This window comes from Pseudomonas sp. X4 (assembly GCF_040784925.1).
Taxonomy (GTDB): domain Bacteria; phylum Pseudomonadota; class Gammaproteobacteria; order Pseudomonadales; family Pseudomonadaceae; genus Aquipseudomonas; species Aquipseudomonas putida_Z.
The window spans coordinates 4133663-4148495 of sequence record NZ_CP160798.1 but is presented as its reverse complement, the minus strand read 5'-3'; the positions used below and the strand labels follow the sequence as shown (position 1 = coordinate 4148495).

Sequence of the window (14833 nt, the reverse complement as noted above, 5' to 3'; positions counted from 1 at the left end):
CAAGCCAGCTCCCACAGGGGTACCACAAGCCTTGAAACCTGTGGTGCACCTGTGGGAGCTGGCTTGCCGGCGATAGGGCCGGTGCAGGTCAATGAGCATCTATACCCACCGCAACCGCCGGAACAGCCACCACTGCCCCACTGCCAGCCCCAGCACGACGATGCAGGCAAACAGGAAGCCATAGGGGTTTTCCGCCCCCGGGATGCCGCCGACATTGATGCCCAGCAGCCCGGTGATGAAGCTCATGGGCAGGAAGATGCAGGTGATGATGCCAAAGCGGTACATGGTGCGGTTCATGCGCTCGCTGCGCCGACGATCCTGGCTTTCCAGCACCAGGGCGGCCCGCTCGCGGGTCAGTTCCAGCTCTTCGAGGTAGCGGATCAGGCTGTTGTTCAGCTCGTTCCAGTAATCGGCGTCGGCATCGACGAACCAGCTCCATTTGCTACGCGACAGCTGGGCGTAGATCTCCCGCTGCGGAGCCAGGAAACGCCGCAGGCCGGCGGCACGCCGGCGAATCTGCTGCAGGCAGCCATTCTCTGGAGTGTACCGTTCGTCGGACTCGACCTTTTCTTCTTCCAGGTCGACCAGTTCGGACAGGTCGCTGACCAGGCCCTGGACCTTTTCGGTCAGCAGTTCGCCCATCAGCAGCAACAGCTCGGAAGCCGATTTCGGGCCCCTGCCCTCTTCGAGCTGCTGGAGAATCTCGTCACTGGCGCGCAACGGCCGCAGGCGCAGCGAGATGACCCGCTGCGCCTCGGCGAAGATGCGCACCGAGACCATGTCTTCAGGCTCTGCCCCCGGGTTGAGGTTGACCCCACGCAGGAACAGCAACAACTGTTCATCGGCCAGGGGCAGCAGGCGCGGCCGGGTGTTTTCTTCCAGCAGCAGCTCGCAGGCGAACGCGCTCAGGCCGCTGTCGTGCAGCAGCCAGGTGCGGGTTTGCGGATGGCTGCGGTCCCAGTGCAGCCACAGGCTCTGCTCGGGTTGCAGCTGCAGGTCGTCCAGCTCGGTACGGGCAATCGAGCGCGCGCCGCCTTTGCCATCGAGCACCAGGGCGTGTACCAGCCCCCACTGCGCGTTGTCTTCCTCGAACATCAAAGCTCCATCAGCGCGGGCGGCGCATCACTCCGGCATTTTCAGCGGGCTTGGCGAGACCAGCACGCCATTGTTGTCGGCATACACGTACTCGCCCGGGCGGAAGGTCACCCCGGCGAAGGTCACTGCCACGTTGAGGTCGCCGATGCCGCGCTTGTCGGTCTTCATCGGGTGGCTGGCCAGGGCCTGCACGCCGACGTCGGTCTGGATCAGCACGTCGACGTCACGCACGCAGCCGTAGATCACCAGGCCTTCCCAACCGTTCTTGGCAGCCTTCTCGGCGAGCATGTCGCCGAGCAGTGCGCGGCGCAGCGAGCCACCACCATCGACGACCAGGACCTTGCCCTTGCCATCGAGCTCGACCTGCTCCTTGACCAGCGAGTTGTCTTCGAAGCACTTGATGGTGACGATCTGGCCGCCGAACGAATCGCGGCCGCCGAAACTGCTGAACATCGGTTCCAGCACCTGCACCAGGTCCGGGTAGGCGTCACACAGGTCGGGCGTAACGTAATGCTGCATGGGAAGCTCCTGTCAGTCACAACGAAAGCGGGTATCGGCCAAGGCTACACCGTAGAGCCCATTGCAGTCATCCGGGACCAAGCAGTCAGTTGTGTTTTGCCTGTACCGGCCCTATCGCCGGCAAGCCAGCTCCCACAGGACCCCGCTGGCTTCAGGCTAGTGATACTCCTGTGGGAGCTGGCTTGCCGGCGATAGGGACAGTCCAGACACAGCAGAATCAACTGGCGGGCACAGGCTCCGCCACCACCGTGGATTCATGCACCGGCACCAGCGGATCCCGCAGCCAACGCTCCACCAGCGGCCACACCTGCACCTGCGCGGCCTTGCTCACCAGCATGTCGACATGCCCGAAAGCCTCGAAGCCTTCCTCGAGCCCCAGCCGCAGAAACTGCTTGCGCTCACCGCCCAATTGCTCGAACAGCTTGCGGCAGGCCCACACCGGGTCCTGGAAGTCCCCCGCACCCGCCACCGCCAGCAGCGGTACATCCACCTCGGCCAGCCCCGCCCACCAGTCGCTCTGCCTGTCGCCAAAGCGCCCGAACAGGCCATGCCAGCGCATGCTCTCCAGGGCCAGGCCGATCGGCTCATCCTCCGGCCCACGCTTGAAACGCGGCCCGGAAATCTGCCCCCAGCGCTTGAGCAGCAGCTTCGCCCCCCAGGCCAGCGGCGGCACCTTCAACGGCCAGTACACGCGGCTGATCTGGGTACCGAACAGCGCCACGCTGGCCACCTGCTCGGCTGGCAGAAAGCCACCGCCCAGCGCTGCCGCCAGGGTCGTACCACCCAGGGAATGGCCGACCCAGTGCGGCGCCTGGCCCGATTGCTCGCGCACGAACGCGGCAATCAGCGGCAGGTCATCGCGGGCATAGGCGGCAACGCTGTTGTGCTTCCAGTCATGGTTACGCGGCGACAGGCCGTGGCCGCGCATTTCCGGGATCCACACATCGAAGCCGGCGCGGGCGAGATAGGCCCCCAGGCCAACCCCTTTGGGCGAGTACCAGAAGCGGCGGTTGGAGAAGCTGCCGTGCAGGAGAATGACCGGCACGCCCTGGGCCTGGCCCTGATCGGCCAGCCCCAGGCGGGTGACAGCCAGCTCGACGCTGGGGTCAGGGCTGTTGCCGGCCTTGATCCGGTACACGTCTTCGCTGAGGTCGCCGCGGCGTTCGGCACTGAGCAGGGCCACGGGGAATAGAGTGCTGCTGCTTTGCATAAGGTTGCTTGGTGCACAAAAAAGGGCGGGATCCATTGCTGGAGCTCGCCCTGGAAAAAACCAGGCGGGGGTACGCCAGACGTACCCCCGCGTTTTACTGCATCAGACCGCGCCCTGCCCTTCGGCCAGGTAGAACCAGGTTTCGAGTACCGAGTCCGGGTTCAGCGACACGCTGTCGATGCCCTGTTCCATCAGCCACTTGGCCAGGTCCGGGTGGTCCGACGGGCCCTGGCCGCAGATGCCGATGTACTTGCCAGCCTTGTTGCACGCGGCAATGGCGTTGGCCAGCAGCTTCTTCACCGCGGGGTTACGCTCGTCGAACAGGTGGGCGATGATGCCCGAGTCACGGTCCAGGCCCAGGGTCAGCTGGGTCAGGTCGTTCGAGCCGATCGAGAAGCCGTCGAAGTATTCCAGGAACTCTTCGGCGAGGATGGCGTTGGACGGCAGTTCGCACATCATGATCACGCGCAGGCCGTTTTCGCCGCGGGCCAGGCCGTTTTCGGCAAGCAGGTCGACGACCTGGCTGGCTTCACCCAGGGTGCGTACGAACGGCACCATGATCTCGACGTTGGTCAGGCCCATCTCGTTGCGCACGCGCTTGAGCGCACGGCACTCGAGCTCGAAGCAGTCACGGAACGATTCGCTGATGTAGCGCGAAGCGCCACGGAAGCCCAGCATCGGGTTTTCTTCTTCCGGCTCGTACAGCTTGCCGCCGATCAGGTTGGCGTACTCGTTGGACTTGAAGTCCGACAGGCGCACGATGACCTTTTTCGGGTAGAAGGCCGCAGCCAGGGTGCTGATGCCCTCGACCAGCTTCTCGACGTAGAAGCCGACCGGGTCGTTGTAGCCGGCGATGCGCTTGTCGACGCTGTCCTTCAGGTCGGCTGGCAGGCCTGCGTAGTTCAGCAGTGCCTTGGGGTGCACGCCGATCATGCGGTTGATGATGAACTCCAGGCGCGCCAGGCCGACACCGGCGTTGGGCAACTGGGCGAAATCGAACGCACGGTCCGGGTTGCCGACGTTCATCATGATCTTGAACGGCAGGTCAGGCATGGCGTCGACCGAGTTCTGCTTGACGTCGAACCCCAGCTCGCCCTCGAAGATGAAGCCGGTATCGCCTTCGGCGCAGGATACGGTCACGCCCTGGCCATCTTTCAGCACCTGGGTGGCGTTGCCGCAGCCGACCACGGCCGGAATGCCCAGCTCACGGGCGATGATCGCCGCGTGGCAGGTACGCCCGCCACGGTTGGTGACGATGGCGCTGGCGCGCTTCATCACCGGCTCCCAGTCCGGGTCGGTCATGTCGGAGACCAGCACGTCGCCCGGCTGGACCTTGTCCATTTCCGATACGTCGTTGATCACGCGGACCTTGCCGGCGCCGATGCGCTGGCCAATGGCGCGGCCTTCGACCAGTACGGTGCCCTTCTCTTTGAGCAGGTAGCGTTCCATGACGTTGGCGCTGGAACGGCTCTTCACCGTCTCGGGGCGCGCCTGGACGATGTACAGCTTGCCATCGTCACCGTCCTTGGCCCATTCGATGTCCATCGGGCGCTGGTAGTGTTTCTCGATGATCATGGCCTGCTTGGCCAGCTCGCTGACCTCGGCATCGGTAAGGCAGAAGCGCGCGCGCTCGGCGCGGTCCACTTCGACGGTCTTGACCGAACGGCCGGCCTTGGCTTCTTCGCCGTAGACCATCTTGATCGCCTTGCTGCCCAGGTTGCGGCGCAAGATGGCCGGGCGGCCGGCCTCCAGGGTTTGTTTGTGCACGTAGAATTCGTCAGGGTTGACCGCACCCTGCACCACGGTTTCGCCCAGGCCGTAGGCGCCGGTGATGAACACCACGTCGCGGAAGCCCGACTCGGTGTCGAGGGTGAACATGACGCCGGCGGTGCCGGTTTCGGAGCGGACCATGCGCTGCACGCCGGCGGACAGGGCTACCAGCTTGTGGTCGAAGCCCTGGTGCACGCGGTAGGCGATGGCACGGTCGTTGAACAGCGAGGCGAACACTTCCTTGGCCGCGCGGATCACGTTGTCGACGCCGCGGATGTTGAGGAAGGTTTCCTGCTGACCGGCGAACGAGGCGTCCGGCAGGTCTTCGGCGGTGGCCGAGGAGCGCACGGCAACTGCCATGTTGTCGTTGCCGGCAGCCATTTCGGCGAAGGCCGTACGGATTTCCGAATCCAGGCGGGCCGGGAAGTCGGCTTCCATGACCCACTGGCGAATCTGCGCGCCGGTCTTGGTCAGGGCGTTGATGTCATCCACGTCGAGTGCGTCGAGCGCGGCGTGGATACGGTCGTTGAGACCACTCTGTTCGAGAAAATCGCGGTACGCCTGCGCCGTAGTGGCAAAGCCGCCCGGCACCGATACACCAGCACCTGCAAGGTTGCTGATCATCTCGCCCAGGGATGCGTTCTTGCCCCCCACATGCTCCACATCATGGACGCCGAGCTTATCGAGGGAAACTACGTACTCTACCAAGGTGATCTCTCCACTAACTGTATTGGAAAAGCTCAAGGGCGCCCGCCTGCCTTCGTTGACTTGGCCGGACGCTTGTGGCCTGTACCTGGAAAATAAGTGAGAATGCCGACAGCCGCATTCGGCAAACCGAACTTATCATATCCAAGAAACGTCATCAGCTTAAGGCCCAGATCGCAAATGAAACGAACCGCGTTCTTCATCTCCGACGGCACCGGCATTACCGCCGAAACCCTGGGCCAGAGTCTGCTCGCTCAATTCGAGAGCATTCCGTTCAATAAATTCACCCGTCCCTACATCGATTCGCCGGAAAAGGCGCGGACCATGGTCCAGCAGATCAACGCCGCGGCCGAGCGCGATGGTGTACGCCCGATCATCTTCGACACCATCGTCAATCAGGACATCCGTGAGATCCTGGCTACCTCGAATGGCTTCATGATCGACATCTTTTCTTCGTTTTTGTCCCCGCTTGAACAAGAATTGACTGCCCATTCGTCGTATTCCGTCGGCAAGTCGCACTCGATCGGCGGCAATTCCAACTACATGGAACGCATCGAGGCGGTGAATTTCGCCCTGGACAACGACGATGGCGCACGCACCCACTACTACGACAAGGCCGACCTGATCCTGGTAGGCGTATCGCGCTGCGGCAAGACCCCCACCTGCCTGTACATGGCCATGCAATTCGGCATCCGCGCCGCCAACTACCCGCTGACCGAGGACGACATGGAGCGCCTGCAGCTGCCGGCGGTGCTGAAAAAGCACCACAACAAGCTGTTCGGCCTGACCATCGACCCCGACCGCCTCACCGCCATCCGCCACGAGCGCAAGCCCAACAGCCGCTATTCCAGCTTTGCCCAGTGCGAGTTCGAAGTGCGCGAGGTGGAAAACCTGTTCCGCCGGGAGAACATTCCCAACATCAATTCCACGCATTTTTCGGTGGAGGAGATTTCGGCGAAGATTCTCGTGGAGAAAGGGGTGGAGCGCAGGTTCAAGTAAGCCTGTACCGGCCTCTTCGCGGGTAAACCCGCTCCCACAGGGACCTCACTACACTCAAGTCTTGTGATATCCCTGTGGGAGGAGATTTCGGCGGAGATTCTGGTGGAGAAAGGGGTGGAGCGCAGGTTCAAGTAAGCCTGTACCGGCCTCTTCGCGGGTAAACCCGCTCCCACAGGGACATCACTACACTCAAGTCTTGTGATATCCCTGTGGGAGGAGATTTCGGCGGAGATTCTGGTGGAGAAAGGGGTGGAGCGCAGGTTCAAGTAAGCTTGTACCGGCCTCTTCGCGGGCACGCCCGCTCCCACAGGGACCTCACTGCACTCAAGTCTTGTGATATCCCTGTGGGAGCGGGTTCACCCGCGAAAGGGCCAGCACAGGAATAAAAAAGCCCCGGCATCACTGCCGGGGCTTTTCATTTCAGCTCATGGCTCAGGACGGCACCACCGCCGCCTGCCCGCTCATGGCCAGGTCGACCAGCTCGCGGTTGGCTACCGCGTACATAGCATAGTCGGTACCGGTGGCATTGCGCAGGTCATCCAGCATGGCGCGCCAGCGCTCCACCATCACCCGGTGCTGCTCGGCCCACAGCGCCACGCGGGCGTCCATGTCTTCCGGTGCATCGGCCATCTGCAGTACCGAGATGGTGATCGCCCGCTGCTGCAGGTCGATGTCGTCGCGGAACGCCTCGCGGGCCAGCGCCTGCCAGTTGTTCTCCACCGGCAGGTTGCTAATTTCCTGCAGGTACCAGGTCAGGTCCAGTGCGCTGCCCACGGCGAAGAACGCCTTGGCCACCTGCGCCGGGTCATGGCCGGTAACATCCGAGGCCTCGATGATCGGCAACAGGGTGTACAGGTGGGTAGTGCCAGCCACCATGCGCGCCAGCAACTCCGGCACACCAGCCTCGACGAAGCCCTGGTAGCGCACCATCCAGCGCTCGCGGGTCGGGCCTTCGAGCAACTCGTCGAGCTTGAGCCCCAGTTGCGCGATCTTCGGCCCGAAGTGCGCGGTGTCGCGCCCGGCGTCCTGCTCGTTGCGGCGGCTGCGCAGGAACCAGCGGGTGGCACGGCGGCCCAGGCGCATCAGCTCGTCCATCAGGGTAAGCTGGATTTCCGCCGGCACCTGGTAGTCCAGTGCCTCGATCTGGCGGAACCAGTGCGGCAGATGGAAGATGTCGCGCACGATCACATAGGCCCCGGCCACGTTGGCCGGGCTCAAGCCGGTCGACTCCTTCAGGCGCTGGACGAAGGTGATGCCCATGTTGTTGACCAGGTCGTTGGCGATCTGGGTGCTGACGATTTCGCGCTTCAGGCGGTGGCGGCGCATGGACTCGGCAAATTTGCTGACCAGCGACGGCGGGAAGGCGGTTTCCATGTCGCGGGTCAGGTAGTCGTCGTCCGGCACCAGCGACTTGAGCAGCTGTTCCTTGAGGTCGATCTTGCTGTACGAGATCAGCACCGACAGCTCGGCACGGGTCAGGCCCTGACCGGCGGCCAGGCGTTCGGCCAACTGCTCTTCGGACGGCAGGAACTCGATGGCGCGGTCCAGCTTGCCTCGAGCCTCCAGGTCGGCCATCAGGCGCTTGTACTCGGCAATCCGCTCGCGGGCACGGCGGGCCGCCAGCGACAACGCCTGGGTCTGCTTGTAGTTGTTGCCCAGCACCAGGCCGGCCACTTCGTCGGTCATGCTGCCCAGCAGCTGGTTGCGCTGCTTCTCGGTCATGTCGCCACCCTGCACCACTTCGTTGAGCAGGATCTTGATGTTGACCTCGTGGTCGGAGCAGTCCACGCCGCCGGCGTTGTCGATGAAGTCGGTGTTGGTGGCGCCGCCATGCAGGCCGAACTCGACCCGGCCAAGCTGGGTCATGCCCAGGTTGCCGCCCTCGCCCACCACCTTGCAGCGCAGTTCGTTGCCATTGACCCGCAGCGCGTCGTTGGCCTTGTCACCGACGTCGGCGTGGCTCTCGGTGCTGGCCTTGACGTAGGTACCGATGCCACCGTTCCACAGCAGGTCTACCGGTGCCTTGAGCAGCGCATTGAGCAGCTCGGTCGGGGTCAGGCGGTCGGCTTCGATGGCGAAGCGCTCTTTCATCTGCGGGCTGATGGCGATGCTCTTGGCACTGCGCGGGAAGATCCCGCCGCCTTCGGACATGATGCTGGTGTCGTAGTCGCTCCAGGCCGAGCGCGGCAGGTCGAACAGGCGCTTGCGTTCGGCAAAGCTTGCGGCTGGCTCCGGGTTCGGGTCGATGAAGATGTGCAGGTGGTTGAACGCCGCCACCAGTTGCAGCTTGTCGGACATCAGCAGGCCGTTGCCGAACACGTCGCCGGCCATGTCGCCGACGCCAATGACGGTGATCGGGTCTTCCTGCACATTGATGCCGCGCTCGCGGAAGTGGCGCTGCACGCCCACCCAGGCGCCGCGCGCGGTAATACCCATCTTCTTGTGGTCGTAACCGGCCGAGCCGCCCGAGGCGAAGGCGTCGCCCAGCCAGAAGCCGTAGTCGATGGCGATGCCGTTGGCGATGTCCGAGAAGGTCGCGGTGCCCTTGTCGGCCGCCACCACCAGGTACGGGTCGTCATCGTCATGGCGCACCACGTTGGCCGGCGGTACCACGCCACCGTCCTTGAGGTTGTCGGTGATGTCGAGCAGGCCGGAAATGAAGATGCGGTAGCACGCCACGCCTTCGGCGGCGATCTCGTCACGGCTGCCGCCCAGCGGCAGGCGGCGCGGCAGGAAGCCGCCCTTGGCACCGACCGGCACGATGACCGAGTTCTTCACCTGCTGGGCTTTCACCAGGCCCAGCACCTCGGTGCGGAAGTCTTCCTCGCGGTCGGACCAGCGCAGGCCGCCGCGGGCGACGTTGCCAAAGCGCAGGTGCACGCCTTCGACCCGTGGCGAGTAGACGAAGATCTCGAACTTGGGCACTGGTTTAGGCAGTTCGGGGATCAGCTTGGGGTTGAACTTGAAGCTGAAGTACGACTTGTTGTGGCCGTTGGCGTCCGGCTGGTAGAAGTTGGTGCGCAGGGTGGCCTTGATCAGGTCCAGGTAGCGACGCAGGATGCGGTCTTCGTTGAGCACCTGCACGTCGTCCAGCGCGGTCAGGATGGCTTGCTCCAGGCGCAGTTGCTTGTCATCCAGGTCTTCCTGGGTGAGCTTGCGCGCCAGGTAGAAGCGGGTCTTGAACAACCGGGTCAGCTCGCGGGCGATGTCGGTGTGGTTGTTCAGGGTGCTGGCGATGTAGCCCAGGTCGAAGCCCAGGCGAATCTGCTTCAGGTAACGGGCGTAGGCGCGCAGCAGCGCCACGTCGCGCCATGGCAGGCCGGCGGTCAGCACCAGGCGGTTGAAGGCGTCGTTCTCGGCATCGCCGCGGACGATGTGGATGAAGGCATCCTGCAGGGTGTCGTTGAGCTGTTGGATGTCCAGGCTCAGGCCTTCGCTGTAGGTGAAGGCGAAGTCGTGGATCCAGTAGCCGCGGCCACTGGCATGGCGCAGGCGGTACGGGAACTCGCCGAGCACGCGCAGGCCAAGGTTCTCCAGGATCGGCAGCACGTCGGACAGCGCCAGCGGCGTGTCGGCGTGGTACAGCTTGCAGTGCAGGGTGCGCTCGCCGACCTGGGTCAGCGGCTGGTAGAAGCTCATCGCCAGCGGCTTGCTTTCCGACAGGTTCAGCACGTGCTGCAGGTCGACCACCGCCGAGTGCGCGGCGAAGCGCTCGCGGTAGCCAGCCGGGAAACCTTTGGGGAAGTCGGCGAGGATGTTGGTGCCCTGGGCTTCGCCGAAGTTCTCGATCACCAGCGCCGAGTAGTCGTCATGCCACGAGCGGCAGGCCTGGATCACTTCGCGTTCCAGCTGCTGCGGGTCGATGTCGATGCGGTTTTTCGGGTCTACCCGCAGAATCAGCTGAACCCGTGCCAGCACCGATTCGGAGAAGAAGGTCCAGAACTCGCAGTCGCTGGCCTTCAGGCGTTCCATCAGCACCTGCTGGATCTTCTGCCGCACTTCAGTGGAGTAGATTTCCCGCGGTACATAGGCCAGGCAGTAGCAGAAGCGGCCGTACGGGTCCTTGCGCAGGAACACGCGGATCTTGTTGCGTTCCTGGATCTGCACGATCGACATGACGGTGCTGAACAGCTCGTCGACCGGGGTCTGGAACAGGTCGTCGCGCGGCAGCACTTCCAGCACCTGGGCCAGTTCCTTGCCCAGGTGGGCCTTGGGATCGAAGCCCGAGCGGCGCTCGACTTCGGTGACCTTCTGGCGGATATAAGGGATGGCATGCACGCTTTCGCCGTACACCGACGAGGTGTACAGGCCCATGAAGCGGTGCTCCTTGATCACCTTGCCGTCGGCGTCCAGCTGGCGGATCGACACGTAGTCCGGGTAGGCCGGGCGGTGTACGCGGCTTGGCAGCGCGGCCTTGGCGAACGACAGCAGCAACGGTTCGTTGAGGTAGGCCACGGCATAGTCTTCGATGCGCAGCTCGTCGCTCGTCAGGCCCACGCGCAGGCGGCGCGGCAGGCCGAGGAACGACTGCTCGTCGTAGACCATCTGGCCGCCATCGGCGTCGCCCTTGACGGTGAATTCTTCATAGCCCAGGAAGGTGAAGTGGTTGTCCAGCAGCCACTCGAGAAAAGCCTTCACCTCGCCCTTTTCGTGCTGCGCCGGGCCAAAGGCAGTCTGCTCCACCTCCGCCACCACTTCACGCAGCTTGGCCTTCATCGGTTCGAAGTCGGCAACCACCACCCGCACCTCGGCCAGCACCTGCTCGATCTCGCGGGCCAGTACCGTCAGCTCGGCGGCGTTGGCGCAACGGTCGATCTCCAGGTACATCAGCGACTCATGGCGTACGCCCTCGCCCTGGGTGCCCTTGGGCAGCAGTTCAAGCAGCTCGCCCTTGGCGCCGCGGCGCACGCTTAGCACGGTGGTCTGCAGGGTGTGGATGCTGTAGCCGCGGCGGTTGAGCTCGGTGCGTACCGAGTCGACCAGGAACGGCAGGTCGTGGTGCAGCACTTCGACCACGCTGTGGGTCGATTGCCAGCCATTGCGTTCGTAATCGGGGTTGTACACCCGTACTTGCGGGTATTCGGGGTCGAAACGCTCGATGATGCGCCAGGCTGACAGGGTGCAGCCGGCCAGGTCGGAAAGCCTGCGTTGGGTGAGTTCGTCCAGAGAGATGATGCCGAAGAACTGCTCGGCGAACAGCGCGACTTGTGGCAGGGACTGTTCGCTGATGTGCTGCGCCAGGGCCGCTTGCAGTTGATGCTGGAAGTCGGCTTTGCTGGCTGCGGTGAAGAACGCCATCTGTGGTACTCCGCTTGGGCTTTGTAATAATTGAAGCGTCGCTGCGTGCGCCGTGTACGGATCAACGATAGCCAACCCGTGGCAAGGCGGACGGTAAAACCAGGCGTTGAACGTGCGCAGGCACGCCCAGGGCTCGCCGAAGCTTAACGACTGATCGGTCATCAAGGCTTGCAGCGCTGCGACAATTTCGGTCAAGGGGGGGTAACTTTACGTTTATGCCTGTCGGCAAGACTGTCAGAATTCCCTTCCGTTTCCTTTGATCCGAGCCTTGTCCATGCAAATCAATACTGCCCTGCTGTTCGCCACCCCTTGCGATGACGAGGAAGACAACATGGCGACCCTGTGCTGCCACAGCGACAAGGGTCAGATGTTCCTGCTGACCCGCTACCCGGACGAAGACACCGTCGACCTGACCCTGGATGACGAGCCGTCGACGCTGGATGGCCTGAAAGTGACCCTGAGCGCCAAGCGCCTGCTGATCGAAGTGGCGGCCGGCGACCGGGATGCGCTGAAGGGGGATGAGGTGCTGGAGATCAACCTGACCAGCGAGTTGAGTGACATGGATGAAGTGAAGGAAACCCTGGAGAACATCCTGGCCGGGACCGGCACCTTCGTCTGCGAACTCTGAGCCGCAGCCTTCACAGACGCCCTGTCTTCTGCTGGTTGTACCGGCCTCATCGCCGGCAAGCCAGCTCCCACCCCGACCGCGCCGGCCTCGAGCCATGTACCGTACCTGTGGGAGCTGGCTTGCCGGCGATGAGGCCGGTACAACCAGCACAAGTGTGCGAATTTTGAGCGTCCCCTTGGAGCGCGCCAGGCTTCAGATCAGTGCCGCTTGCATCTCTTGGGCCTGTTGCCGCAACGCCTGGCAAAACGGCTCCACCGCCGCCGACGCCGGCCGGTGGTCCGGCCTGATCAGCATCACCTGGTACGGCACCGACACCCGCAAACGCCGGATCGGCAACCCGCCCTGCGCCGCTTCCAGCCCGCTCAGCGGGTTGATGATCGCCACCCCCAGGCCCTGCCTGACCATGGCGCACACCGAGGCCGCACTGGTGGTCTCGATGACCGTGCGGCGGTTCACCCCTGCCGCGCGAAAGTGCTGGTCCAGGCGCTGCCGGTAGGTGTCCAGGCTGGCCAGGTTGATGAAGTCGACCTCGTGGAAATCGCTCAGCTCCAGCTCGGCCCTGGCCTGCAACGGGTGCCCGTCGGGCAGCACGCACACCATGTTGGCGCTGAACAGCAATTCGCCGTAGGCGCCACGCGGTATCTGCTCTACCTCGGTCAGGCCCAGGTCATGCTGCTGGGCAACCAGCGACTCCTCCAGCAACGGCGACTCCTGCGCCAGGATACTCACGCTCACGCCCCGGTGCTGCTGGTGAAAGCGCTGGCAAGCCTTGGGCAGCAAGGTCTGGGAAAACAGCGGCAGGCAGGTAATGGCCAGCCGGCCCTGCTCGAAATTGCGGATGGCCTGGGCAAAGCGGTCGATGCGCTCCAGCCCTACGTAGGCCCGTTCAACCTCCTCGATCAACAGCAGCGCCTGGGCCGTCGCCACCAGGCGGCCACCTTCGCGCTCGAACAGGTTCAGCCCGGTTACCTGCTCCAGCCGCGCCAGCTCACGGCTGACGGTGGGCTGCGAGGTAAACAGCAGGCGCGCCGCACCGGTGACGCTGCCAGCGGCCATGATGGCGCGGAACACTTCGATATGGCGGACGGACAGTTTCACGGGCAACACCTGGCAAGTCGGCAATGGTCATATCAGATATGAATGGCTGACAGAAAAATAGCTATTTTTCTGAATTCCTGCTTTGGCTCATCCTCGTGGCCTTCCTTATATGAGTAGCGCCGCCATGACTGCACCCTTCACTCTTCTGGCCGAGGCTGTCCGCCAGCACGGCTCGCCGCTGTGGGCCTACGACGCCGGCACCATCGCCGAGCGTGTCGAACAGCTGAAGGTGTTCGACACCGTGCGCTTCGCCCAGAAGGCCAACCCCAACCTGCATGTGCTGCGCCTGATGCGCGCCCACGGCCTGGTGCTGGACGCAGTGTCGCTGGGCGAAATGGAGCGGGCTTTTGCCGCGGGCGCCAGCGTGGATGGCGACCCTGCTGGCGTGGTGCTGACCTGCGACGCGCTGGACCGGCCGACCCTGGAGCGGGTGGTGGCCTCGAAGATCGAAGTCAACGCCGGTTCCATCGACATGCTGCGCCAACTGGGTGAACGCTCGCCCGGCCACCGCGTGTGGATCCGCATCAACCCAGGCTTCGGCCATGGCCACAGCCGCAAGACCAACACCGGCGGCGAGAACAGCAAGCACGGCATCTGGCACGAAGAGCTGGGCGAAGCGCTGACCTGCGTGAAAACCCATGGCTTGCACCTGGTAGGGGTGCACATGCACATCGGCTCCGGGGTGGACTACCAGCATCTGGAGCAAGTGGCGCGCTCGATGATCGAGCTGATCGGCCGCCTGGGCGTGGACATCGAGGCGTTCTCCATTGGCGGCGGCCTTTCCACCCCGTACCGCAGCAGCGACAAGCCGGTCGACCTGCAACGCTACGCCCGGACCTGGGCCGTGGCCCGCAAGGAAATCGAAGCGATGCTGGGCCACCCCGTGCGCATGGAGATCGAGCCAGGGCGCTTCCTGGTGGCGGAATCGGGCTACCTGGTGGCCGAGGTACGCGCCGTGAAGCAGGTGGGCCGCAATACCTTCGTCATGATCGACGCCGGTTTCAACGACCTGATGCGCCCGGCGATGTACGGGGCCTACCACCGCATGACCCTGCTCGACGCCGACGGCCAGCCGGTTGACCGCCCACGGCAGCCGACCGTGGTGGCCGGGCCGCTGTGCGAGTCGGGTGATGTGTTTACCCAGGATGACCAGGAACTGACCCCGCACGACCTGCCCCAGGCGCAGGTGGGTGACCTGCTGGTGATCCACGACGCCGGGGCCTATGGCGCGTCGATGTCGTCGAACTACAACAGCCGACCGTTGCTGCCGGAGTTCCTGATCGAGGATGGAGCGCTACGGATGATTCGCCGCAGGCAGACGGTGCAGGACCTGCTGGGCCTGGAGGCGGGTTTCTAAATACCGTTTTTCAGGCAGCACGTTGGGCTGCGCTGCCGCGTAGAGAACTGAATTCGCAAGCGGTACGCGTACCCTGTGGGAGCGGCTTTAGCCGCGAAGAATCCAACGCGGTGCATGGCACCGGCTGCGCCGGTGTTCGCGGCTAAAGCCGCTC

9 protein-coding genes are annotated in these 14833 nt (G+C 63.9%); 3 read left to right on the top strand and 6 right to left on the bottom strand.

Going from position 1 to position 14833, the window contains the following annotated elements; translation table 11 throughout:
- Positions 1-99: 99 nt before the first annotated feature.
- The 4 genes from ABX298_RS18535 to ppsA all read right to left on the bottom strand — a co-directional run bounded on the left by ABX298_RS18535 (position 100) and on the right by ppsA (position 5302).
- Positions 100-1095 carry a zinc transporter ZntB gene (locus ABX298_RS18535; protein ID WP_075044192.1) on the bottom strand — a complete coding sequence of 332 codons (996 nt, stop codon included), beginning with the start codon at positions 1093-1095 and terminating at the stop codon, positions 100-102.
- Between the two features lie 27 nt (positions 1096-1122).
- Entirely contained in the window at positions 1123-1614 is a 492-nt protein-coding gene (gene rraA / locus ABX298_RS18530) for a ribonuclease E activity regulator RraA (RefSeq protein WP_367393455.1), read from the bottom strand.
- 217 nt (positions 1615-1831) lie between these two features.
- Positions 1832-2824, bottom strand: coding sequence for an alpha/beta fold hydrolase (locus ABX298_RS18525; RefSeq protein ID WP_286101341.1), 993 nt, complete (start codon positions 2822-2824; stop codon positions 1832-1834).
- Positions 2825-2926: 102 nt separating this feature from the next.
- Positions 2927-5302, bottom strand: coding sequence for a phosphoenolpyruvate synthase (gene ppsA / locus ABX298_RS18520; protein ID WP_075044190.1), 2376 nt, complete (start codon positions 5300-5302; stop codon positions 2927-2929).
- 177 nt (positions 5303-5479) lie between these two features.
- Here ppsA and ABX298_RS18515 point away from each other — a divergent pair, with 177 nt between their 5' ends.
- Positions 5480-6298 carry a pyruvate, water dikinase regulatory protein gene (locus ABX298_RS18515; RefSeq protein WP_024086557.1) on the top strand — a complete coding sequence of 273 codons (819 nt, stop codon included), beginning with the start codon at positions 5480-5482 and terminating at the stop codon, positions 6296-6298.
- Between the two features lie 432 nt (positions 6299-6730).
- Here ABX298_RS18515 and ABX298_RS18510 read toward each other — a convergent pair whose 3' ends face one another.
- Positions 6731-11596 carry an NAD-glutamate dehydrogenase gene (locus tag ABX298_RS18510; RefSeq protein WP_367393454.1) on the bottom strand — a complete coding sequence of 1622 codons (4866 nt, stop codon included), beginning with the start codon at positions 11594-11596 and terminating at the stop codon, positions 6731-6733.
- Between the two features lie 274 nt (positions 11597-11870).
- Between ABX298_RS18510 and ABX298_RS18505 the strand changes: the two genes are divergently transcribed.
- Positions 11871-12224 (top strand): hypothetical protein, encoded by a 354-nt coding sequence (locus ABX298_RS18505; RefSeq protein ID WP_013971664.1) that lies wholly within the window; start codon positions 11871-11873, stop codon positions 12222-12224.
- Positions 12225-12416: 192 nt separating this feature from the next.
- Here the strand turns inward: ABX298_RS18505 and ABX298_RS18500 are convergent, their stop codons facing one another.
- On the bottom strand, positions 12417-13322 hold the full coding sequence (locus ABX298_RS18500; protein WP_025338281.1) for a LysR family transcriptional regulator: 906 nt from the start codon (positions 13320-13322) through the stop codon (positions 12417-12419).
- A 124-nt stretch (positions 13323-13446) separates the two neighbouring features.
- On the opposite strand from ABX298_RS18500, the gene lysA reads away from it, so the two are divergent.
- Entirely contained in the window at positions 13447-14679 is a 1233-nt protein-coding gene (gene lysA / locus ABX298_RS18495; RefSeq protein ID WP_286101339.1) for a diaminopimelate decarboxylase, read from the top strand.
- Positions 14680-14833 lie beyond the last annotated feature (154 nt).

Bases quoted from the DNA above. Each gene is read 5' to 3' on its own strand.
- ABX298_RS18525 (WP_286101341.1), bottom strand. From the start codon at position 2,824: ATGCAAAGCAGCAGCACTCTATTCCCCGTGGCCCTGCTCAGTGCCGAA.
- rraA (WP_367393455.1), bottom strand. From the start codon at position 1,614: ATGCAGCATTACGTTACGCCCGACCTGTGTGACGCCTACCCGGACCTG.
- ABX298_RS18510 (WP_367393454.1), bottom strand. From the start codon at position 11,596: ATGGCGTTCTTCACCGCAGCCAGCAAAGCCGACTTCCAGCATCAACTG.
- ABX298_RS18535 (WP_075044192.1), bottom strand. From the start codon at position 1,095: ATGTTCGAGGAAGACAACGCGCAGTGGGGGCTGGTACACGCCCTGGTG.
- ABX298_RS18505 (WP_013971664.1), top strand. From the start codon at position 11,871: ATGCAAATCAATACTGCCCTGCTGTTCGCCACCCCTTGCGATGACGAG.
- lysA (WP_286101339.1), top strand. From the start codon at position 13,447: ATGACTGCACCCTTCACTCTTCTGGCCGAGGCTGTCCGCCAGCACGGC.
- ABX298_RS18515 (WP_024086557.1), top strand. From the start codon at position 5,480: ATGAAACGAACCGCGTTCTTCATCTCCGACGGCACCGGCATTACCGCC.